The 24282-nt window shown below is 44.1% G+C and carries 20 protein-coding genes and 1 pseudogene; all 21 read left to right on the forward strand.

Going from position 1 to position 24282, the window contains the following annotated elements; all coding sequences use genetic code 11:
- Window positions 1–80: 80 nt before the first annotated feature.
- Window positions 81–601: pseudogene (gene sigK, locus A8709_RS08645) on the forward strand (RNA polymerase sporulation sigma factor SigK); the annotation flags it as partial.
- Between the two features lie 89 nt (window positions 602–690).
- Window positions 691–1362 (forward strand): ABC transporter ATP-binding protein, encoded by a 672-nt coding sequence (locus A8709_RS08650; RefSeq protein WP_065851965.1) that lies wholly within the window; start codon window positions 691–693, stop codon window positions 1360–1362.
- A gap of 642 nt (window positions 1363–2004) precedes the next feature.
- A complete protein-coding gene (locus A8709_RS08655; protein WP_065851966.1) occupies window positions 2005–2244 on the forward strand; it encodes a hypothetical protein in 240 nt (79 codons plus the stop codon).
- A 27-nt stretch (window positions 2245–2271) separates the two neighbouring features.
- The gene (locus tag A8709_RS08660) at window positions 2272–5061 is read left to right on the forward strand and encodes a glycoside hydrolase family 32 protein (protein WP_065851967.1); all 2790 of its coding nucleotides are present in this window, start codon (window positions 2272–2274) and stop codon (window positions 5059–5061) included.
- 242 nt (window positions 5062–5303) lie between these two features.
- Window positions 5304–6500 carry an ROK family transcriptional regulator gene (locus A8709_RS08665; RefSeq protein ID WP_425262318.1) on the forward strand — a complete coding sequence of 399 codons (1197 nt, stop codon included), beginning with the start codon at window positions 5304–5306 and terminating at the stop codon, window positions 6498–6500.
- Between the two features lie 168 nt (window positions 6501–6668).
- Complete coding sequence (gene xylB / locus A8709_RS08670) at window positions 6669–8168, forward strand: xylulokinase (protein WP_065851969.1); 1500 nt, start codon at window positions 6669–6671, stop codon at window positions 8166–8168.
- A 26-nt stretch (window positions 8169–8194) separates the two neighbouring features.
- Window positions 8195–10078, forward strand: a complete 1884-nt coding sequence (locus A8709_RS08675; protein ID WP_065851970.1) for a glycoside hydrolase family protein — start codon at window positions 8195–8197, stop codon at window positions 10076–10078.
- 24 nt (window positions 10079–10102) lie between these two features.
- On the forward strand, window positions 10103–11014 hold the full coding sequence (locus A8709_RS08680; protein WP_065851971.1) for an ABC transporter permease: 912 nt from the start codon (window positions 10103–10105) through the stop codon (window positions 11012–11014).
- An 11-nt stretch (window positions 11015–11025) separates the two neighbouring features.
- Entirely contained in the window at window positions 11026–11910 is an 885-nt protein-coding gene (locus A8709_RS08685) for a carbohydrate ABC transporter permease (RefSeq protein ID WP_065851972.1), read from the forward strand.
- Between the two features lie 130 nt (window positions 11911–12040).
- The gene (locus A8709_RS08690; RefSeq protein ID WP_208607661.1) at window positions 12041–13690 is read left to right on the forward strand and encodes an extracellular solute-binding protein; all 1650 of its coding nucleotides are present in this window, start codon (window positions 12041–12043) and stop codon (window positions 13688–13690) included.
- A 90-nt stretch (window positions 13691–13780) separates the two neighbouring features.
- On the forward strand, window positions 13781–14983 hold the full coding sequence (locus A8709_RS08695) for a cupin domain-containing protein (RefSeq protein ID WP_065851974.1): 1203 nt from the start codon (window positions 13781–13783) through the stop codon (window positions 14981–14983).
- Window positions 14984–15011: 28 nt separating this feature from the next.
- A complete protein-coding gene (locus A8709_RS08700) occupies window positions 15012–16664 on the forward strand; it encodes a glycoside hydrolase family 32 protein (RefSeq protein ID WP_065851975.1) in 1653 nt (550 codons plus the stop codon).
- Between the two features lie 87 nt (window positions 16665–16751).
- Entirely contained in the window at window positions 16752–17534 is a 783-nt protein-coding gene (locus A8709_RS08705) for an HAD family hydrolase (protein ID WP_065851976.1), read from the forward strand.
- 34 nt (window positions 17535–17568) lie between these two features.
- Window positions 17569–19563 carry a GSU2086 family protein gene (locus tag A8709_RS34885; protein WP_208607663.1) on the forward strand — a complete coding sequence of 665 codons (1995 nt, stop codon included), beginning with the start codon at window positions 17569–17571 and terminating at the stop codon, window positions 19561–19563.
- Window positions 19560–20588, forward strand: coding sequence for a bifunctional heptose 7-phosphate kinase/heptose 1-phosphate adenyltransferase (locus A8709_RS08715; protein ID WP_065851977.1), 1029 nt, complete (start codon window positions 19560–19562; stop codon window positions 20586–20588). The genes A8709_RS34885 and A8709_RS08715 overlap by 4 nt, the downstream gene beginning before the upstream one ends.
- Window positions 20589–20612: 24 nt before the next feature.
- Window positions 20613–21263 (forward strand): D-sedoheptulose-7-phosphate isomerase, encoded by a 651-nt coding sequence (locus A8709_RS08720; protein ID WP_208607664.1) that lies wholly within the window; start codon window positions 20613–20615, stop codon window positions 21261–21263.
- A 42-nt stretch (window positions 21264–21305) separates the two neighbouring features.
- Window positions 21306–22121, forward strand: a complete 816-nt coding sequence (locus tag A8709_RS08725; RefSeq protein WP_065851978.1) for a sugar phosphate isomerase/epimerase family protein — start codon at window positions 21306–21308, stop codon at window positions 22119–22121.
- Between the two features lie 97 nt (window positions 22122–22218).
- Entirely contained in the window at window positions 22219–22743 is a 525-nt protein-coding gene (sigK, locus tag A8709_RS08730; RefSeq protein WP_084224765.1) for an RNA polymerase sporulation sigma factor SigK, read from the forward strand.
- 70 nt (window positions 22744–22813) lie between these two features.
- Window positions 22814–23485, forward strand: coding sequence for an ABC transporter ATP-binding protein (locus tag A8709_RS08735; RefSeq protein ID WP_065851979.1), 672 nt, complete (start codon window positions 22814–22816; stop codon window positions 23483–23485).
- A gap of 140 nt (window positions 23486–23625) precedes the next feature.
- Window positions 23626–23784, forward strand: a complete 159-nt coding sequence (locus A8709_RS34465) for a hypothetical protein (RefSeq protein ID WP_167357035.1) — start codon at window positions 23626–23628, stop codon at window positions 23782–23784.
- A 272-nt stretch (window positions 23785–24056) separates the two neighbouring features.
- Window positions 24057–24197, forward strand: a complete 141-nt coding sequence (locus A8709_RS34470; protein ID WP_167357036.1) for a hypothetical protein — start codon at window positions 24057–24059, stop codon at window positions 24195–24197.
- Window positions 24198–24282 lie beyond the last annotated feature (85 nt).

Genomic DNA, 24282 nt, shown 5'->3' on the forward strand with positions numbered 1-24282 from the left:
AGCGTCTACTTGAATGATGGAATTTAAGGGTGTTTACCCTTAGTATTCTTACATCATGCAGAGACGCTTTTTTTATGTTGCTTCGTGTTCACAACCTCAAAAAATTCGATAACACAGGGAAGATTTGGAAGATTTGATCTCAATCGGAACGATTGGCCTGATCAAAGCTATCGAATCTTTCTCGCCGAATAAGGGCACGAAGCTGGCGACTTTTGCAGCACGTTGCATTGAGAACGAGATCTTGATGCATCTGCGCTCCTTGAAGAAAACACGGAAAGACGTATCCTTGGATGATCCCATTGGAACAGATAAAGAGGGGAACGAGATTACGCTCATGGACATTCTCGGCAGCGAGGCGGACGATGTGGTGGATGCGGTACAGTTAAAGATCGAGAAGTCGAAGATATATAAGAATTTAGAGATTTTGGATGACCGCGAGAAGGAAGTTGTTGTAGGTCGGTTTGGATTGGAACTTGGCGGCGAGGAACGGACGCAGCGGGAGATCGCGAAGGAGCTGGGGATTTCGCGTTCGTATGTGTCGCGGATTGAGAAGCGGGCGCTCATGAAGCTATATCATAAGTTTTATAAGGCGAAGCGGTAAGAGAATTGAATTCATTTGAATTATTATCAAACATTGAAATTGAATCGCAATCTTCATTCATTTGGCATCAAATAATGGAGGCGAAGACAATGACAGCCTTAATCCAAATTGAGCACGTGAGCAAATTTTATCACATGGGCGGCGAGACGATTCGAGCGCTGGATGACATTTCGATGGATATCGCGCAAGGCGAATTTGTCGCTATTATGGGGCCTTCGGGCTCAGGAAAGTCCACGCTGATGAACATCATCGGCTGTTTGGACGTTTCGGACGAAGGTCTGTATGTGCTCGATGGGAAGCAGATTCACTCGCTTAAGGATTCACAATTGGCCGAGATTCGGAATCGGAAGATTGGGTTTGTTTTTCAGAATTTTAACCTGCTGCCTAGACTAAGTGCTTATGAGAATGTGGAGTTACCGTTGATCTATCGAGGATTATCAAGGAAGCAGCGGGAGCCGCTGGTACTCCAGGCGCTGGAAGCGGTTGATTTGCTCGATCGCCGGAAGCACTTTCCGTCGGAGCTTTCCGGTGGACAGCAGCAGCGCATCGCGATTGCGCGCACATTGGCTGGCGATCCGCCGATCATCTTGGCGGATGAGCCAACAGGAGCATTGGATTCGAAGACAGGCGTTGAGATTATGGACATTTTCCGGCGATTGAATGAGCAGGGGAGGACGATTATTGTAATTACCCATGATCGGCAGGTTGCGGAGCAGGCGAAGCGGGTTGTGCGGTTTCGGGATGGTAAATTAGGTTTTTAGTTCAGATGTAGATAAACAAATTAATGTAACCCTACGATAATCCGTAGGGTTTTTCTGTTTTAATATATGGCCTTACTTTGTTTTATAGAATTGACTCATAATTAAGAATAAGGAGACTTCCGAGCATATCTACTAGGACACATATTTTTTGAATCATGTATTGATTTGATGAACAAATGGAGTTAAAGTATAAATACAAACGGAAATGGTTTATCCTAAGCTAAGGATTGTCAAACAAATGACCGTGATATTGGAAATTATCTTAAGGATGTGATTCTTCACACTTAGGAAACCATAGATATCACTATTGTAAGCGGAAACAAAACTACTTCTAACAGTTAGTAAATCGGTGTTATTGTGATAGTTTAGAATTTCCGCTCCCTACCTTAGGAACAAACCAAGCATTCATTATTTTTGATGGCGCTGAAAAGAGTTGGCGCTTAGGCCCTCTACCTTTTGCATCTATACCTCAATTTTCTCCTTTTGCAGCTAATGCAATGTAACCTAATATCCCTCAGATATATCTTCTTACCCTATTTAAGCTAAATAGTTATAAACCCACTCCTTCCATTGCAGTGTAATATACCTTTTGTTACATGATCCCGCAGGATTCAGCTATGTTCTTCGTAGGAGATGGATAACATGAGAATTAAACAGTTGTCAAAAACTCTTCTTATCTATAATTCAATTTATGGCACTGAAAGGCTGGAGATTGTGTATGCGCATGTGGCAACCCTTTGCCACAGACTTTATTTCGAACTTTACTCAGGACTAGATGAAGACTACAACCCCCCCAGCATACTTCTAGTTTATGGACTTGGAAATAACTGCACGCGTGGGCCGCCTGAAAGTATTGCCTACAAACGAGTTTTAGTTCAGTAGACGATTGTATAGTGGGAGGATGAATTGATGAGAAGAAGTGTTATCAACAATCACTATCTATTAGTGTCCGTATTGGTTTTACTGGTGGCAATTACGTTTACCATCTCCCCCAAGACTTCTTTTGCAACTAGCACAACAATGGACGAAAAATATCGTAATCAATTTCATTTCAGTCCGCTTTCCGGTTGGTTGGGGGATGTGGACGGAACGATGTATTACCAAGGGAAGTATCATATGTTTTGGTGGGGAAAGGCAACCTCAACAGACTTGGTTCATTATGATCAAGTTACTTTTGGAGATTCCTTTGCCTTAATAGGTGATCCGGCAAATGGAGACTATTGGACGGGAGGTGCCGTGGTTGACGCGAACAATACAGCTGGCTTCGGCGCAAATAAGATGGTAGCCGTGTATACGATTCCTGGGTCACCGCAGAAACAGTCGATCTCGTATAGTGTTGATAGCTCTTATAATTCATTTCAATATTACAGCGGGAACCCGGTCCTGGATATTGGAAACAATGACTTTCGTGACCCCAATGTATTCTGGGATGCTCCGAGATCAAGATGGGTGATGGCTATTGCGAAGTCGGCGGAGAAAAAGGTAGCATTTTACTCCTCTACAAACTTGAAATCCTGGCAGTATTTAAGTGATTTCGGCCCCATGGGTGCGCGGGAAGGCGCTTGGGAGTGTCCGGATTTCTTTCAACTGCCGGTAGATGGAAACCAGGGGAATAAAAAGTGGGTTCTTGTCATAAGTGTAGGTCCCAATAAAGAGCAGTACTTTATGGGAGATTTTAATGGTACCACTTTTACGCCGGATTCTCAGACGACAAATTACTTAACACAGGGCACAGGTTTGGACGGAACCGTATTTATGGGGTTTGAAGGTGCCAACTACGGATCCTGGAGTACAACCGGCAATGCGTTTGGCAGTGGTCCATTGCTTGGGTCAGGGCAGGCGCACCTCGGTGCAGGAGTTGCAACTTCCAATATGTCCGGAGATGCGAATACAGGTACTTTGACTTCTAACTCCTTCACGATCACCAGTAAGGCCATTAATTTTCTGATTAGCGGTGGCAACTACCCTGGGCAAACAAGTATCAACTTAATCAAAAATGGAGTGGTTGTCAGATCAGCTACCGGTGATAATACGGGCAACTTTAAATGGAACGGATGGGATGTAAGCGACCTTGTGGGAAGTACGGCAACCATTCAAATTGTAGATAGCCATGCAGGAAACTGGGGTCATATTGATGTTGATCAGATTATGTTCTCGGATGTCTTACATGCAGAAAATCGCGAACATGCGTTGTGGGTCGATTACGGACCTGATTTCTATGCATCAAGAAGCTTCAGAGATTATGATGGCAGCCTAAACGGCGCAGTAAAATGGCTTGGATGGATGGGGAACTGGGATTACAGCGGTTCAAGTGTTCCAACGATCCCCGTAGCTGGTTTCAATTCCCAACAAGGTACATGGTCCGTTGCAAGAGATCTAAGCTTGGTTACCTATCCCGAGGGTGTACGATTAGTGCAGCAACCGGTTCAGCAACTGCAAACCCTGCGTCAAACACCTGCAACCATTACAGGAAGGAGCCTTGCAGCAGGGACAAATACAATTCCAGAGTTCATTCCAGGCAAAAATACGTATGAGATTAATGCTACTTTCACAACAACCAACCCCAATAAATTCGGGTTCAACTTGTTGGTCGGAGGAGGCAGGAAACTAGTCGTTGGCTATGATTCAAAGACTTCAAGGCTTTATATCGACAGGACGAACACAACGGATGCGACGATATCAAATTTCAATAAGTTATACAGTGCACCCGTTACCTCACAGAATAATCAGATTTCATTAAAAATCCTTGTCGACAAATCAAGTATCGAAGTGTTTGCCAATAACGGGAAGACGGTGTTAACGGCCCTAACCTATCCGAGTGAAACTCAGACAGGAGTTCAGGTCTTTTCTGATAACGCCAATGCAACGACAATGGATTTCTCAGCCTGGATGCTGGATTCCATATGGCCTGGACATACGCAAAATCTACCCATCAAGGTAAATGATAACGCGGTGGGTTCAGGACTGACTTATACAGGAAGCTGGACGTATTTCCAGAATGACAGTGTGTACTACGGCAATGACTGTCATGTAACAAATTCAGGAAATGTAGAGTTTACCTTTACCGGGACTTCGGTAGATTGGTATGGTTTAGTTAACAATGATCTCGGGCTTGCTAATGTATATATTGACGGGGTACTGGACCGATCTGGCATTGATACGTACAGTCCGAAAAGAGCTGTTCAGAAATTATACAGTAAAACCGGTCTGTCAAATGGTGTCCATACGATAAAAGTAGTGGCAACAAATACGAAAAATCCTGCATCCGCAGGAACAGCGATCGTGCATGATTACTTCAGTTATTTACCTATTGAAACGGTCAAGGTAAATGATAACGATGTGGGCACAGGTTTAACCTATACAGGAAGCTGGACGCATTTTCAAAATGACAATATCTACTATAACAATGATTGTCATGCAACAAATACGGGAAGTGTAGAATTGACCTTTGCTGGGACATCCGTAGATTGGTATGGTCTAGTCAACAATGATCTGGGTCGTGCCAATATATACATCGACGGGGTATTGGACCAAGCAGGGATTGATCTGTACAGTCCGACCAGAGTCGCGCAGAAATTGTACAGTAAAACGGGTCTGTCTACCGGCGTTCATACAATAAAGGTAGTGGCAACAAATACGAAGAATTCATCTTCTGCAGGGACTGCTGTCGTGCACGATTACTTTAGTTACTCGCATTAAACTTAGGTGTCATGAAAGGTATTAACTAACCTCGAATGGAAAATAATGGTTATTTGTATGGAAGACACTTCTTCTGCAGGGGAGTAAATGGCTCGTCCATTCCCAGACAAAGAAGTGTTTTTTCTCATTCCACGAATCCCATTATCATTAAATTAGGCATATAAATATTCATTGTGTATATTTATATTTAATTGTATAATTTCATTAAATCAATTAATTAAAATGATATATGATTTATGGGAGTGATTGAATTGACAACGGCAAAAGTTAAACAAGGAACGAATTTGGAAGATGTTATGGATATGAATCGCTCGCTAATTATAAAACTTATGCGCAAGAGAGGTATTTGCTCTAGAGCTGAATTAGCCCACGAATCAGGACTCAATCAATCAACCATTACAAATATTATTAATGAAATGATAGGTTGGGGACTTGTTGTTGAAACTGGGGTAATTGATGGAAAAAAAGGGCGACGCTCCATCGGCATTAAGTTGAATAGTGAACTCTATAAAGTAATCGGCATTCGATTAGCTCGTAAAATGATCTGTGTCGGTTTATATGATGTAGAAGGTAATGTTTTTGGTTTTAAACAATTGCCCATTAATCGAGGAGATGGCCCGGAAGCAGCGTTTAATAAAATGAAAGAATTGGTTGCTGAAACGATAAAAAATAATGCAATTGGCAAGGTAATTGCAATTGGGGTCGCTACGCCTGGACCGTTATTTCGTAATGAAGGAAGAATTGTTTTAATGAGTCATTTTCCTGGATGGGAAAAAATTAATATTCAAGAAGAATTAATGAGCATGTATGGCATTCCTGTCTATGTAGAACATGATGCCAAAGCAGGTGGGCTGGCAGAATGGTGGTTTGGAGAACGGAATAAAGATCAAGGCACCTTAATCTATGTTGCAGCAGGAGAAGGTGTAGGGGCTGGTATCGTCGTTGACGGTACGTTATTCAGAGGTTCCCTGGGTATGGCTGGTGAAATCGGTCATATGAGCATTAATTTTAATGGGCCGAAGTGCGAATGTGGCCATAAAGGCTGCCTCGAACTATACGGGTCAACTTCGGCGATTCTCAAAGAATTGAGTGGGCAACATTCTTCCTTGCCATCCATTTGGTCAGCTTTGAACGAAGGGAATCCTGCCGTTCAAGAAGTGGTCAAACAAGCGGCGTGGTATCTTGCCTTTGGTCTCGTTAATATTGTTAATTGTTTTAACCCAAATCGCATCATTTTGGGGGATGAATTTTCTGGCGCTGGAGAGCTATTGTTAGATACCGTTAGAAAAGTTATTGATGAATATGCCTTACCAGATGTTTCAAGTAAAATTATCATTGAACTGGAAGCTCAGAATGAGGACTTCATGTTAATGGGCGCTGCAGCTATCGCAATTGAAAACATCTTGATTAAACCATCCCTTTATTTATCATGTTCATAAGTAGGTACTCAAACCGAAGCTCTCCATACACAGGGCTTCGGTTTTTAGCATAATTTTGACTAGCATACATATATTTTTAAATATATGTATTGATTTGTTGAATTAATGGAGTTAAAATATAAATATAAACAAAGAATTAAATTAACTTGATTGAAAAGAGGTATCCAAATGACTGTGTTATTGGGAATTGATATTGGGACCTCAAGCATCAAATCCATGATTATGGATCCTCTGGGTTCAGTTCTTGGTTTCTCGCAAGTCGAATACAACATTGAGATCCCGCATACAGGTTATGCGGAACAACATCCTTATGTTTGGTGGGATCTCGTTTGTCGAACAATTGAAGAAGCTATGAAACAAGCGAATGTAAGCGGTAACAACATTGCTGGTGTTGGATTGTCTGGACAAATGCATGGTCTGGTAGCTTTGGATAAAGATGCAAATGTCTTACATCCTGCGATCATTTGGTGCGATCAACGCAGTATTCGGCAAAAAGAATGGCTCGAGACGCAGTTTTCGCAAGAGCAGCTCGGTAGACTGATTCAAAATTCAGTAGCGACTGGGTTTCAGCTATCATCTCTTCAGTGGTTAAAAGAGCACAAGATGGATATATACAATAAGATATCGAAGGTTATCTCACCCAAAGACTACATACGTTTTCGCTTAACTGGTGTGATAGAGGGGGATTCGACAGACGCTTCTGGCACATCGTTCTATCATGTAGCCGCGAAGCACTGGTCGGAGCAACTGCTTGCGCAAATCGGAATTGACATCTCGTTATTTCCAGCGATTGGCGAGCCGTGGGAAGTTAGCGGCGAAGTTAACGCCAAAGCCTCATTGGAAACCAAGTTGAAAAAAGGCACCCCGGTAGCGTATGGGGGGGGCGATCAAGCCATGCAAGCGATAGGAAACGGCATTATTCATCCCGGTTTGGTTTCATGTACGTTAGGAACCGGGGGGCAGTTACTCACTCCACTTACAAAACCGATATACGATCCGAAACTGCGAACGCATACCTTTGTTCACGCCGTCCCAGATCGGTGGTATTTAATGGGAGCCTCCATGAGCGCCGGATTATCGCTGAAATGGCTAGCGACCAAGATATTGAAAAAGCAAGATTATCACGAGTTAGATGAGATGGCGAGCAAGGTTAATCCCGGTAGTGATGGCATATTGTTTCTCCCATATTTGGCTGGAGATCGAACTCCACATATGGATCCGTCGGCCAAAGCCATGTTTTTTGGCTTAACGCTCCAGCATCAAGATGCTCATTTAATAAGAGCTGTACTTGAAGGAGTGGCCTTCTCTTTAAGAGACAGCCTCGAGATCTTTAAAGAATTAGGCGTTGAAACAAAGAAACTTATTCTTAGCGGCGGTGGGGCGAAAAGCAAGCTTTGGAATCAAATCATCACGGACATCTTGGGGCAAGACGCTTATAGCAGCATGATGCAGGAACAAGCTTGTGTTGGTGCGGCCTTGGTAGCGGGGGTAGCAGCGAATATTTATGAAAGCGTAGAACACGCCTGCACCAAGGTAGTAAAGATTTGCGAAACACCAATTACTCCTAATGATCAAAACAAAGATATCTATTCGCACTATTACGCGCTTTACAGAAAGCTTTATGAACATAATAAGGATTTATTTCCTGGAGCAAATTATCAAGACTAAGGGTGGATTGTTGGGAGGATTGCATCGTGACGGAAGAAAAACTGGCCAGACAGAAACTTTATCTTCACGAAGGCATACAGGGTGTAAATTGGGGTCCCGTAAAGGAAGCAACGCTATGCTTGAAGATTCCAGGGAAGCTTGAAGGCGACTTGTTCAGCGTTATAAACGACAGCGAGCAAACGATCATTCGAATCTCCTCGGGAAATCTTCTTGGTTCGCAGGATCAGACGCTGGCAGTAGAAATTCTTATGGATGCAAAAGAAATTCCTTTGGTTCTTTCCGTTGGCTGGGACATTCTAAAAAATATTGAACATCGGATGATTATTCGATATGACAGCGCTTGCATTGAGCTGTGGGTCGATGGTGCTCTCATTGATGAAGAGTGGCCGATGGGGAAATTACAAGTATCTCAAACGAAGGTTCATGTCAGGGGCGAAAGAACAGAAGCAATATTTTGGGATTATGCGGTCTCGGATACCGAAATGAAAGAAATATTCGAGCTTGAATACGATGTTGAGAAGAAGAAACATGAATTTTTAGGAAAAGCACCTTCTTCCATTCAATACTGGAAGCCACCAGGTCTCAATACAAGTGTCGGTGACTGTATGCCATACTATGACGGAGAACGTTTTCATATTTACTATTTATTTGATCGCAGAGGACATCGTAGCAAATGGGGGCTAGGGGCTCATCAGTGGGCGCATATCTCCACAAGAAACTTCAAAGAATGGGAGTTTCACCCGCTGGCCATTAAGATTACCGAGGATTGGGAAGGATCGATCTGTACAGGTTCAGTCATTCAGGCGAATCATCGCTATTATGCCTATTATGCCGTACGGGCGGTTGACGGTTCTCCGGCAAGGATGACCTGGTCCGAAAGTACGGACGGAATACACTTTGAAAAAACCGGAATGTATATTGAACTCTCAGATGCGTATCACCTTCCATCGGTTCGCGATCCGCATGTGTTCAGAGATCAAGACGGCCTATATCGCATGCTAATCACGACGAGCATCAAGTCCGGAACTACAATGCACGGATGCCTGGCACAGCTCGTTTCCCATGACCTCAAGAATTGGAGCGAAGAATCGCCTTTCATTGTTCCAGGCTATCACGACCAGCCGGAATGCGCTGATTATTTTGAATGGAACGGATGGTACTACCTGTTATTTAGTAACGATGGTAACGCTCGTTACCGGTATTCGCGAAGCCCGCAGGGACCATGGCTGCGTCCAGCAGCGGATTTGATCGACGGAATCCAGCTCAGGGTTCCCAAGTCGGCTGGTTATACAGACGGAAGGAGAATGGCTGTGGGATTCTTGTCGACTCCCGACCAATATGGCGGCGAATTAATTATTCGCGAACTCGTCCAGCATGCAGATGGACTGCTAGGCACGAAGTTTGTGGAGGAATTGACGGAACGAACCAATTCGTCTTTGCATCTTGCGTCTTCACGAACTGAGCAAACGGAGCAATCTTCTATTTCTCTGGAAAATGTAAACGGATTCAGTGAAGTTGTGATGGGCAATATTAAGGGGGAATACGAGCTTTCGTTTGAAGTGATTCCGCAAGATGCCACTATGTATTATGGCATTTCTGTCGCGGATTCGGAAGACTTTGAGAAAGGCTTTGACATCCGATTTGAACCATCGGCACACAAAGTGGGGATTCATGAGATTCAAGGCGTCAGTTTTAAAGAGGACGAGGTTACTTCTATATATCAGGTAACGGGGCTACATGACAACGTCGTTAGAGTTAAAGTGGTCATGAAGAAGGGGTTTGTTGATCTATGCATCAACGAGGAAAGAACCATGATCTCACGCTTGAATCATCATTCCTGGCTCCGTTTCTTTTGCCAATTTGGTGCTGCGACATTTAAAGGGATTTGCATTCGAGCTCTAACTGAATAGGTAAAAAGGAGGATCGAAGCCCCTATGGCAACGAAAGGTTTAGTCGGTAAGGCGTTGAAGGGTTGGCAGCTTTATGTACTTTTGACACCTGCTCTGTTGTATTTGATAATCTTCCAGTATGTACCCATGTATGGTGTATTAATTGCCTTCAAACAATTTAATCCGGTAAGTGGTATTTTAGGAAGTCCTTGGGTTGGACTGAAACACTTTCATACCTTTTTTGACTCCTACCTGTTTAAAAGTACGTTAACCAATACGTTGAAGCTCAGCATTTTTTCATTACTCATTGCCTTCCCAATTCCAATTATTTTTGCACTCCTTCTAAATCAAATCCGGCAACAATTTGTAAAACGATTTGTCCAGACCGTGACCTACGCTCCTTACTTTATTTCAACTGTTGTACTTGTCTCGATGTTAAATGTGTTTTTGGCCCCGAAGACGGGATTTGTAAATAACCTCATTACCATGTTTGGCGGAACGTCAGTTAACTTTATGGTGCGGCCGGAATGGTTTCGGACGGTTTATATCGTATCCGGTATCTGGCAAGGCATGGGCTTTAGCGCCATTATTTATCTGGCAGCATTAAGTGGTGTCAATCCAGAACTGCACGAGGCAGCAACCGTCGACGGCGCATCGAAGTTAAGAAGAATCTGGAGTATTGATGTTCCATCGATCATGCCTACGATTACGATAATGTTTATCTTGGGCATAGGCAGCATTATGTCCGTCGGTTGGGAAAAAGCCTTCCTAATGCAACAAGGAATGAATTTGACGGTTTCCGAAATTATATCAACTTATGTGTATAAGGTCGGGTTACTGAATGCCCAATTCAGTTTGGCAACCTCTATCGGTCTCTTTAACTCGGCAATCAATTTCTCCTTGCTGATTATCGCCAATTATTCAGCAAAAAAAATGTCCGGCAATAGTCTGTGGTGAGGTGAAGAGCGATGAATACGTTGACTTTAGGCGATCGAATATTCACGGCATTTAATTATTTGTTAATGGCCCTTATTTCAATCACAATCTTGTATCCGCTTTATTTTATAGTTGTAGCCTCTTTTTCCAATCCAGATACAGTAAATAGTGGTGGAATCCTACTTCTCCCTCATCAAGCATATTTGGACGGTTATAAAAAAATATTCGAGTACACCCCGATATGGGTCGGTTATCGCAATTCAATTATATATACAGTTTGCGGAACCCTTGTAAATTTAGCGGTTACAATCCCTTGTGCCTATGCGCTATCCAGGAAAGATTTAGTGGGGAGAAACCCCATCATGTTCCTATTCGTTTTTACCATGTTTTTTAGCGGCGGCCTGATTCCTACTTACTTGCTTGTTTCTAAACTCGGACTGCTGGACACGATGTGGGCACTGATTCTCCCTTCGGCCGCATCCGTTTGGAATATCATTATTACCCGCACTTACTTTCAAAGCACGATTCCGGATGAATTAATGGAAGCCGCCATTATGGACGGATGTTCGGATTTTCGATTTTTCTTTTCGGTTGCATTGCCCTTATCGAAGGTTATTATTACCGTTATGGCCCTGTTTTATGGGATTGCTCAGTGGAACTCTTTCTTTGATCCACTGATTTATTTGAAAACGGAAAGCAAGCTTCCCTTACAATTAATTCTTCGCAATTTATTGATTATGAACGAAACAGCAAACCGTATGGTCAATGATCCAGTTTCTTTAGCCCAAAAGCAGAGAATTGCGGAACAGATAAAATACGGAGTCATCATTGCTTCCTGTCTGCCGTTAATGATAGCGTATCCTTTTTTACAAAAGTATTTCACCAAAGGTGTCATGATCGGATCGATTAAGGGCTAATCTGCTTGATCGATTTGCATGAATATAAAAACAAATCAATGAGGGGTGAGTGGATTACACAAATGATGAGGTCTGAATCATGAAGTTACTTAGGAACACCAAATCTGTGAAAATCGAAGGGATGGTTGGTATGAAAAAATTAAAAACAATAAGTACTCTCTTAGTTGCTGGGTTAATGACCACTGTATTTGCCGGTTGTACAGACAGCGGAAATAAGGGTACTGAGCCAACTAAAGCAGCGAATGAATCGACAGAAGCTTCCAAGGATACAAAATCGAGCGGGCCTATCAAGATTGTACGATCCAAAGATCCCCGTAATCTACCAGTGAAAGATATGATCTGGTACAAGGAGTACACCAAGGTATCCGGCATTAATGTCGATTGGACGGAGATCCCAGGCGAAGGTGCTAATGAGAAAGTGAACTTGATGCTATCAACAGGGGATCTTCCTGATGCATTCTTAGGAACCTTGAATACCAGTATGGTCATGAACTATGTAGACAGCAAATTGTTCTTACCGATTGACGATTATATCAAAGACATGCCGAACTTTTCGAAAGTACTTGCACAAAGACCGGATTATAAATCAATGATTACTGCACCCGACGGCCACATTTATGGTCTCCCTTACATTGAAGAGATGAATGGTCTGGTTGCAAACCACGGAATCCTAACTATCTATAAGCCATGGCTTGATAAATTGGGGCTTCCTATCCCAAAAACGATTGACGAATATCGCGACGATTTAAAAAAATTCGTAACTAACGATATGAATGGAAACGGGAAAAAAGATGAGCTAGGTTTGGTACTGGCTAATAAGAACGCCAAATCGGGGATTGGGAGCTGGCGGAATGCGGATGACTTCGGTCAATTCTTCGGATTATGGGGCCAGGCGGATCGCAGTGATAGTATGGCGATTGATAAAAGCGGGAAAATTTTCAACTCGGCAGCAACAGATGCCTATAAACAAGGAATTCAATACTTGCACAGCATGTATCAAGACGGTCTGATTGATCCAGAGTTTTCTATCACAGATTCCCCTAAACTGCAGGCTAAACTGAGGAATTCAGATGTGATTGCGGGTTCTGTGATCAACTTCTCGATTGTTGACGTTGTCGGCAAGGATCGTGCGAAAGATTATGTGCCAATTCCTTATTTGAAAGGACCAGGCGGGGAGTATGGAGATCGAGATAATTTTACCGAAATGCATAACCCTGTTGCCTTTGTTGTAACAAAGAATGCCAAAGATCCGAAGACTGTTCTGAAATGGGCAGATGGACTCTATGCACCGGAATGGTCAGTACAGACGAACTGGGGACCGCTCGGATATCAATATAAAAAGAACGACAAAGGCGTAATGGTGTTTGATACGTTAAAGGATGGTCTCGAAACTTATAACGATATGCGCGCAAGAAACACCATACAGGGCAACTCGCCCATAGCCATTCTCAGGGAGTACTACGATAAAGTCGTGGAATATCCGCAAGATGCGCAAAATCTATACGATGCAATGAAAACGGTAGGTTTTGTTGATAAGCACCTGAACGATCCCTATATCTCGCAAAATCTTTTCTATGATACCAAGACTACTCAGCGCATGTCGCAGCTTTCTCCACAAATCTATGGCTTAATCGATAACAATAAGACCAAATGGATCATGGATGGCGGTGTTGAGAAAGATTGGGACGGCTACACGAAAGAGCTGGAAAAAGCAGGTATGAGCGAATTCATTGGCTATGTGCAAAAGGCTTATGATCGTTTTAAACAAAATGCGAAGTAAGCAACACTGATTGACTTCGATCGGCAATCCTTGTAATGGATGGTGGGTTGCCGATATTTCCTCAATAGATGATAAGAAGGAGAGATGGAGATGCCAACAGTAAGGCAGATTGTATCCGAAGAATTAGCGAGGAATAAAGGCGTGCTTCGTCTAGCACCAACTTGGGTGCCAAGACCTCTTCTTCAGCCTGGCGGCAGGATGAAGCTTAATCCAAAGGATTTATATGTACTCGGAGCTGAACGCGGGGGAATCGATGAACGATGGCTCGCTTCAACAACGAATGCAGACAATGGCCCATTAACGCCTATGGATGAAGGTTTAAGCTATATTGTTACAGGAGAAGATGGCCAAGGACAGAAAGTACTTTTAAAGGAAGCAATCGATAATCTAGGTAACGAAATGGTGGGGTCGGACGTCGTGGCCAAATTTGGCGGGTGGGCTGTACTTACCAAATTGTTTGATAACATGGGGCCAATTCCTTTTCATATGCATCAAATGGAAGAACATGCGCAAAAGGTGAACTGTCAGAGTAAACCTGAAGCTTATTATTTCCCAGTTCAATTAAATACGACCGTTAACAATTTTCCGTATACCTTTTTTGGACTGGAACCAGGAACAACAAAAGAAGATATCTATGGTTGCTTGAATAGATGGGAAGAAGGGGACAATGGCATCCTTGACCTTTCCAAAGCGTACCGCACAATCCCCGGAACTGGTTGGGATGTTCCGGCAGGAATCCTACATGCACCGGGTTCCTTAGTAACGTATGAACTTCAAGGGCCAAGTGATGTATCAGGTATGTTTCAATCCATCGTTGAAGGAAGAATTATACCTTGGGAGAATCTGGTGCGATTTGTTCCCGAAGAGCAACACCGCGATCTGGATTATATTGTTGGCATGCTGGATTGGGAAAAGAATGTGGAACCCAATTTCAAACAGGAACGTTTTCGTGAGCCCAAACCGGCCCACCCCAATCAGGATTCGGCTGAAGCGGGTTATTTTGAAAATTGGGTCGTGTATGGAAATGAGAAGTTTTCCTCCAAAGAATTGACCGTGCTTCCTGGTCGTAAAGTTGTGATTGGGGACGAAGCTGCTTATGGTCTTCTACTTCTCCAAGGTTACGGTTCCCTGCAAGGAAGCCAACTTGCAACACCGACCATGATTCGTTATGGCGAGCTGACGTATGATGAATATTTCGTAACCGTAAGCGCAGCACGCGAAGGTGTCGTTATTGAGAACCAGAGTCAAACCGAGCCATTGGTGATGCTGAAGCATTTCGGGCCTCTCGTATAAATTGATAAGTGGAAGGAACGGTTAGTCTATGTCCATACAAAGAAAAATATCTTTGAATCATACTTATCTGCATATCCCGGTTAGAAAAGATGCACAAGGTAATTATGTAAAGTTAATTGTGGGTGGCGAATGCCGTCACGAATTTAGGATCGAATTGGATGATCAGGCAAGTGACTTCTATGCGTTTATAGATGTAAGCAAATACAAAGGCAATGAGTTGGTCGTACGCGTTGAAAATCCTCAAGGAATCACCGAAGCGGCTTTGGACCGATTCATGGTTAGTGATGAAAATTGCAATAAAGACAATGAACTTTATCAAGGTTTGTATTCCGAAAAATTCCGGCCGCAATACCATTTTACATCCCGCAGGGGTTGGCTAAATGATCCGAATGGCTTGGTTTATCAAAATGGCCTATTCCATATGTTTTATCAACATAACCCGTTTGGCATCCGGCACGGCGGTGTGAATATCAGCTGGGGACACACGGTATCCGAAGATTTAATCCATTGGCGCGAACAGTCGGATGCCCTGCATCCAGTCTCCAAACAAGCGCATATTGCCTCAGGCGGCGCGGTTGTAGATCATGACAATACAGCGGGTTTCGGCAAGGAAGCAATGATTCTCTCCTATACGAGTCTAGCCTCAGCCAATTTCACTGAACCAGGAGCGTCCAAATTCCCAACTGAAGGACAGTTTCTGGCGTATAGCCTGGACAATGGGGTAACCTTTCAAACCTATGAAGGCAATCCGATTCTTCCAGGCGTCGAAGAATGGCGCGACCCCCGTATTGTCTGGTATGAACCACAGAAGAAATGGGTGCTGACCGTTTACGAGGAGCATTATCATGAGCACTGTGTTGCTTTTTATGAGTCTACGGATTTGAAACAATGGAAATTGCTCAGTATTCTAGCTGGACTATACGAGTGCCCCGACTTCTTTGAATTGAATGTCAAGAATGAACCGGGCCATTCAAAGTGGGTGCTTTATGGCGCGGAAGGTCGTTACATGATCGGGGACTTTGATGGAAAAGTGTTTAAAGCTATCGAAGAATCTGATGATTATCTAGATTATGGCGATATTTTTTACGCTGCGCAAACGTGGAGCAACACCGAAAATGCCATGGAGTATGCTCTGAATATCGCATGGATCCGAAGTGAGAATATCGGCCATGCTTCCGAAGTTTTCCCAGAGATGCCGTTCAATCAACAAATGACGATCACGACAAAACTGGACTTGGTTAACACAGAGAATGGTTATCGGATATTACGTTATCCGATTGAGGGAATCAAGACATTGAGAGACCAAGAAACGATTGAAACAACACCGCTAAATCCGGGAACAGCGTGGAAGCAGGCTCTTGGCGGATCAAGTGATATGGAAATATCGTTTGCCATTCAGAATGATACGATTATCGAATTTTCAATCGCGAATTCTAATCTAATTTACGATAGTTCGACCGGGCATTTAGACTTTGGCAATGGCAAAAAGGCTTATGTAACTCCATCACATCTTGAACTGCGTGTTCTTATGGATGTTGTATCGGTTGAATTGTTCTTTAATGAAGGCGAGGCATCATCCACCTACCATTTACTTGATAACCAAACTGATCTTGCGATTAGCATCCGCGAAGGATCGGCAGAAGTAACTGTCAAGAAATGGTTGATGAAATCGATTTGGTAGCCCTCCGGATGTTGCCCTTGAGATGTCCTTATAGATCTCAGGGGCTTTTTAATTTCCAACTTTGCATAAATGAAAGGGAGGATTTATATGATTCGGATTAAAGCCGTAGTATTTGACTTCGACGGAACAATCTCAACACTCCGCGCAGGATGGGAAGACATCATGATACCGCTCATGAAAGATTCCATCACAGGAGGCGTTCAGCTGAGCAAAGAGCAAGAGGCTCAATTACATCAACAAATTCTTACCTATATTGATCAATCAACCGGTATTCAGACCATTTATCAGATGAGATGGCTTGCGGAGACCGTTCAGAACGCCGGCTGGAATCAAGAGATTTTAGATGAATGGGAATATAAAGCGGAATACAACCGCAGATTGTTAGAACGAGTAAAAGAAAGAGTAGATCGGTTGGAAATAGGAGATCTTCGAGCCGAGAATTTCCTCATCCAAGGTGCTGCTGAATTTGTAAAGACGCTTCATGAAATAGGATTTGAATTATATATGGCTAGCGGTACCGACCACCCAGATGTTGTACGAGAGGCGGAAGTTCTTGGAGTTAAGCAGTATTTCAAAGAGATTGTTGGTGCTCCGGTAGGCAAGGCTGAATGTTCCAAGGAAAAAGTTTTACGTGATTTAATGGAAGAAAAGGGGCTCGCAGGGAATGAAGTCGCGGTAATTGGGGATGGCAAAGTCGAAATTCTATTAGGTAAAGAAGTCGGAGGTTTGGCCTTGGGGCTTGCCAGTGATGAGGAGAAGCGAACAGGAATTAATCCGGTTAAGGAACGGCGTTTGCAAGCAGCGGGGGCTGATTGGATTTCGGGAGATTTCTTAAACCTTAATGAATGGCTCGAAAAACTGGGCGTGTAGAGCACCTCTAAAAAAAAGATGGGGAGGGTCTCCAATGGAATCATCCAAGCAATTATCGTTTGATGCTATTAAAACCAATTCTGTTCACACGCGAACAAATTTGGTTACCATACGGAATATGGCTAGGCCCTATGACGAGCTGTCCGAGGATTGGCCGCATGCACCTCATGAACAAGAACATTTTCAGCAATTGGTAGACGAGATTGTGAAGACGAGAGCTGCAGGTAAACCGGTCATTTGGTCGATGGGAGCACACGTTATTAAAAACGGTTTGTCTCGCTACATTATAGAAATGGTTCGTCACGGTATTTTAACCCATGTTTCGGGTAATGGCGCCACAAGCATTCATGATTTTGAACTAGCGTTACTTGGAGAAACCTCAGAAGATGTTGCACGGTCGATTGAGGATGGGTCGTTTGGCATGTGGGAAGAGACAGGGCGTTATATGAACGAAGCGATTCAGCAGGGTTCATCTTCGGGCATTGGTTATGGCGAAAGTCTATTTCGTTACCTCGATCAGCATCCAGAGCGCTTCCCCCATTACGACGATTGCGTGTTCGTTCAATGTCAGCGTTCAGGCATCCCTTATACATGCCACATTTCCATCGGAACGGATATTATTCATCAACATCCTATTGTGGATTTTGAAGCTCTTGGCCGAACGAGCGGCAAAGACTTTGAGAAGATGACCCAGTCTATTGCTGAGATGAAAGATGGCGGTGTGTTTCTGAACTTCGGTTCGGCAATTTCGGGGCCTGAGATTTTTTTGAAAGCACTCAGTATCTGTCGGAACCAGGGACTGAAGATGTCGCCAATCGTTGCAGCGAATTTTGATATCGTACCCGTATTTGAAAATCCAGTTCCTCCAGTTACGGATCCAGAATATTACTATCGGCCACGCCGCAATTTCATAGAACGACTCACGCAAGTGGGGGGGCAAGGGTATCTGTTTCACGGATTGCATCAAATAACCATTCCCCAGCTTTTTGAGCAGGTATTAAGAAAGAAGCAAGAGTTGGGCATCGATTTTCCACCTTATGTTCATAAAGAAAATTTGTCGCAAGAGCAAGTGAATTTGTTCCCAGTTGCTTCGCGAAGCGCTTCATTCAGCGTTGAGCATCTCGTGTCTGACAAGTCGAAACCGAAGATGGATTGGCCTAAGGCAGTGGATTCGGACTTCTGCAATTTTGTGATTCGAATCAAAGAAGCTCGGAAAAACGGTCACGAGGTTCTGGTTAACCTTGGCGGGAATGTGATTGGCAGCGGTGTTTCTTTAGAAATTTGCGATTTAATCGAACAAGGGTTCATCACACACCTGGCTTTAAATGGAGCCGGCGCATTCCAAGATTTGGAGTTGGCAGCCTTCGGTCAAACGGAAGAGCGAGATGATCATTCGCTGAAAGATGGGAAACTTGGCATGTGGCGGGAGCCGGGTGAGTTGCTGCATACCGCGCTTCGCGAGGGTTATGCTACAGGTTTGGGTTATGGCCAAAGCTTGATGAACCATATGGAGGCCAACCCGGATCTTTATACGTATCGCCGGTACAGCTTGATTCACGCTTGCAGCCAAAAGGGTATTCCATGCACGGTGCATGTCACACTTGGAACCGATGCGATTCAGCAGCATCCGGATGTTGACTTCGCCATTCAAGGCGGAGCAAGCGGCAGAGACTTCAAGATTTACGCCAATACGGTTACCCGTTTGGATGGTGGCGTATTCATTAATTTCGGCTCGAGTGTTACGGGCCCTGAGGTATTCCTCAAAGCGTTATCCATCGCGAGAAATCTGGGGTTTGCCGTGCACCGCATCACGACGGCCAATTTTGACATCGTGCAACTCGGCGATTATCACCGCAAAGTCAGTTATGGAGATTGGGATTATTATTATCGTCCTCGGAAAAATATTGTTCACCGACCTACAAGCCTTGGTGGGGAAGGGTTTCACTTCGAAGGGCTTCACCAACAGACGATACCCGCTTTAAGCAACATACTATTGAATACCATGGAAGAGGGGAGTCGGGAAGAATGACAGTACAACGTTATGAGGGGCTCTCTAGAGAGAGAGTCGAAGAAATCCTTGCAAAAATCGGAACACTCCGGGCAGGAGTGATTGGGGACGCTTGCCTTGATGTTTACTGGGAAGCAGATATGACAAAAAGCGTATTGTCGCGCGAAACGCCTCACTACACACTTCCTATCGTCGTTGAACGATATTCACCTGGAGCAGCTGGCAATGTGGCGGCGAATTTGAAAGCTCTAGGATGTCGGGAAGTATTCATTTGCTCGGTCATCGGCCATGATTGGCGAGGGGAGTTATTAAAGCAGCAGTTCAGAAACCGGGAAATCGACACATCATTTATTCTAGAAGAGGACGCTTGGTGCACACCGGCTTATTGTAAACCTATCCGTGTTGGACTACAGCAATCAAGGCAGGAAGATCCCCGCCTTGACTTTCAAAACTTCCGTGAACTTCCGGAGAACATTGCTAGTAAGCTGGCCAATAGGTTAGATGACATGGCGGAACATTGCGATGTGATTGCAGTCACGGATCAATTAACAATTGGCGTGGTCGGTGCAATCATTCGCGACAGACTATCCTATTGGGCGGAAAAAGGGAAACTCATTCTTGTCGACAGCCGAGATCGCATCGGATTGTACCGCAACGTCATCGTAAAACCGAATGAAATTGAAGCAGCTCATTGGGTAAAATCCGACTTCATTGGGACGGAACGTACAATATCCGAGTGGTCGGATGTCGCTATACGTTTGTCACAGGAGGTCAAAGGGAATTGCTGCGTTACGCTAGGTTCGGAAGGCGCATTGTGGGTCGAATCTGGCATGTGCACGCTGGTTGCAACTCGTCCATTGGAGCCGCCGATTGATATCGTCGGTGCGGGAGACGGATTTGCCTCAGCTTTAGTATGCGCCTTAGGAGCGGGCAGTGAAGGACAAGAGGCAACGGCGTTTGCCCATCTGGCTGCTTCCATCGTCATTAAGAAAATCGGTACGACCGGCACAGCTTCTCCAGAAGAGATTCGGTCGAGCCAATTCTAATTTGAAAAGAAAGGACTGATTCTGTTGACCTCGGCAGAACATGTTCAGTTTGCGATAAAAGAGCTTCTTCATAAATATCCGGATTTATCGATATGCTGTGCAGATTTTGAAAAAGCGTTTTATAGGGTGGCAGATACTTACCGTTCCGGCGGAAAGTTGCTTGTCTGCGGCAATGGCGGCAGCGCTTCTGATAGCGAGCATATTGTCGGTGAATTAATGAAGGGGTTTATGTCTAGAAGGCCGCTGCCGGAAGAGCAACGGCATACATTCACCTCCCTCTTCCCAGAAGAGGGAGCTTATTTGGCCGATCAACTGCAAGGAGCCTTGCCAGCCATCTCCCTAGTCAGCCATTCTGCCTTGATGACGGCTTATGCTAACGATGTTGCCCCCGATATGATCTTTGCTCAACAAGTATTTGGTTTTGCAAAGCCAGGCGATGCGCTACTCGCAATAAGCACGTCCGGCAATTCGGGGAATGTAGTTCGAGCTGCGCAAGTAGCCAAAGCCTTGGGTGTTACGACGATTGGTTTGACTGGAGAAGGTGGAGGACGACTGGCGGAGCTATGTGATGTAACGATCTGCGTTCCATGGCGGCAGACACCGGATATTCAAGAGCGTCATCTCCCGATTTATCATACACTTTGTGTTTTATTGGAAAAGGAATTTTTTGCATAGTGGTCCCTTGTGTTTTTGTTCTCATTCAGGAGGTAAGCTAATATGTCGTTTCGTTTCGGTTTCCAGACCTATACGTGGCAAATAGCCTATGATAAATATGCAGATAAACTGCCGCATATCCTACACATTATTAAAGCAGCCGGCGGAAAAGGTGTAGAACCAGAAGTATGTATGATGGGGCCATACGTCACAGACCCTGCATTGCTACATGCAGATTTAGAACAAAAGCAATTGCAATTAGGGGCTATTTGTCTTGCTTTAGAATGGAAGCATGAGCAAGAAACACCGGAGGAACAAGCTGAAGCGGATCGTGTGATTGCTTATTTGCGTCACTTTCCTGGAACCCTATTAATTCTAGGTCAGCGACCAGGAATGAATCGTAGCCACTTGGCTGAGAGACAAGCGAACGCTTTACTGAATATTAATGCTGTTGCTAAGCGTTCTTATGAGCAAGGTGTAAGATGTGCCTTTCATCCGAATTCGCCTGCAGGCTCCATATTTCGAACAGAAAAAGATTATCAGATTTTGCTTGGAGGCTTAAATCCAGCTTATTGTGGTTATGCTCCGGATACAGGACATATTGCCAAAGGTGGCATGGATGTCATACAAACATTTCGGAAGTATCGGTCATTTATTGACCATGTCCATTTTAAAGATATGACATCTGAAGGCCAATGGTGCGCCATGGGGCAAGGAAGTATTGATCATTTAGAGATCGTTCGATTGCTACATGAAACTAATTACAACGGCTGGATTATGGTAGAGGAAGAATCGATAGAGGCTGAAGCATCACCCGATCAGGTTACATTAGCCAATGGGAAATATATACAGGAAATTTTAAGAGGCGATAGGATCTAAAGTAATGTTAACTAGCATACCAATTGTTCAAATTAACAAGAGCTGCCGCGAGGTGGCTCTTGTTTATGCATGCGTAAATTAAAATGAGAAATTTACGTTGCTTCGTGTTCACAACCTCAAAAAATTCGATAACACTGGAGAAGATTTGGAAGATTTGATCTCCATCGGAACGATTGGCCTGATCAAAGCTATCGAATCATTCTCGCCGAATAAGGGCACGAAGCTAGCGACTTTTGCAGCACGTTGCATTGAGAACGAGATCTTGATGCATCTGTGCTCCTTGAAGAAAACACGGAAAGACGTATCCTTGCATGACCCGATCGGAACGGACAAAGAGGGGAATGAGATTACGCTCATCGATATCCTCGGCAGCGAGGCGGACGATGTGGTGGATGCGGTGCAGTTAAAGATCGAGAAGTCGATGATATATAATAATTTAGAGATTTTGGATGACCGCGAGAAGGAAGTTGTTGTCGGTCGGTTTGGTTTAGAACTTGGCGGCGAGGAACGGACGCAGCGGGAAATCGCGAGGGAGCTGGGGATTTCGCGTTCATATGTGTCGCGAATTGAGAAGCGGGCGCTCATGAAGCTCTATCATGAATTTTATAAGGCGAAGAGGTAAAAGAGTGGAATTCATTTGATTGGCATCGCAATCTTCATTCATTTGGCATCAAATAATGGAGGCGAAGACAATGACAGCCTTAATTCAAATTGAGCACGTGAGCAAATTTTATCACATGGGCGGCGAGACCATTCGAGCGCTGGATGACATTTCGATGGATATCGTGCAAGGCGAATTTGTCACTAATATGGGGCCTTCGGGCTCAGGAAAGTCCACGCTGATGAACATCATCGGCTGTTTGGACGTTTCGGACGAAGGTCTGTATGTGCTCGATGGGAAGCAGATTCACTCGCTTAAGGATTCACAATTGGCCGAGATCCGGAATCGGAAGATCGGATTTGTTTTTCAGAACTTTAATTTGCTGCCGAGATTAAATGCTTACGAGAATGTGGAGTTACCGTTAATTTATCGCGGGCTGACGAGGAAACAGCGGGAGCCGCTGGTTTTGGAAGCGCTAGAAGCAGTCGATCTGCTGGATCGCCGGAAGCATTTTCCGTCAGAGCTGTCCGGTGGACAGCAGCAACGTGTGGCGATAGCTAGGACGCTGGCGGGAGATCCGCCGATCATCTTGACGGATGAGCCGACGGGGGCTTTGGATTCGAAGACCGGCGTTGAGATTATGGATATATTTAGGCGTTTGAATGAGCAGGGGCGGACGATTATTTTGATCACGCATGATCGGCAAGTAGCGGAGCAGGCGAAGCGGGTTGTGCGGTTTCGGGATGGGCGGTTGGTTCATTAGAATAAGATTAAGTAAAGAAAAAATGATACAGGGCCTTACGAGAAATCGTAGGGCTATTTGAGCTCTCAAACGGATTAGTATGAACCCGTGTTCAGCTATATTCAGAAGCAAATTTTCCGAGCAGCAGGAGGCGGTGAGGCATGACAATCAGCTCCAAGTTAAAACCGCTGTATTACATCGTTTTTGTGTGTATCACAGTCATTGTTCTCTTACCGTTATTCTTCGTCCTATTTGCATCTTTGAAGCCTGCTTCAGAGCTTGCAGCTACGTCTCCATTAGCTATTCCAAATAACTTCTAATTGAGAAAATTAAAGACTGCTTGTATTAAAGGCAATATTCTAAATGGGTTTAAAAATAGGTTCATCTTAATCTTTGTCAGTGTTGTTTTTAACATGATTTTAGGCACGATGACAGCTTATATAATTGAATCGATTCGATTTTCGATAAAAAAAAGTGATCTTCGTACTATTCACGGTTGTGATGGTTGTTCCATTTTACACCACAGAAGTAGCGAGGTTCCAAATACTTAAAGCGCCCAGCAAAGAAGTTACATACGTTGTATACGGCCCTTATGTCTTTCGTCGGGGAGCGCGCTTCCTACTGGAATGAATTCTCGGCAGCCATTCTCATCATCATGCACCCTACCGTACTCATCTACCTATTAGTTCAGCAATATGTATTTGCTGAACTAATAGACGGAGCAGTAAAATGATAAAAGGAATCTGCCAGTTCAATATTTCAAACAATTTCAATTAAGTCCTTAATAAGAATTAATCTTTTTTTGAGGTTATCCCAGT

This window comes from Paenibacillus pectinilyticus, from assembly GCF_001700435.1.
In the GTDB taxonomy this organism is placed as follows: Bacteria; Bacillota; Bacilli; order Paenibacillales; family NBRC-103111; genus Paenibacillus_E; species Paenibacillus_E pectinilyticus.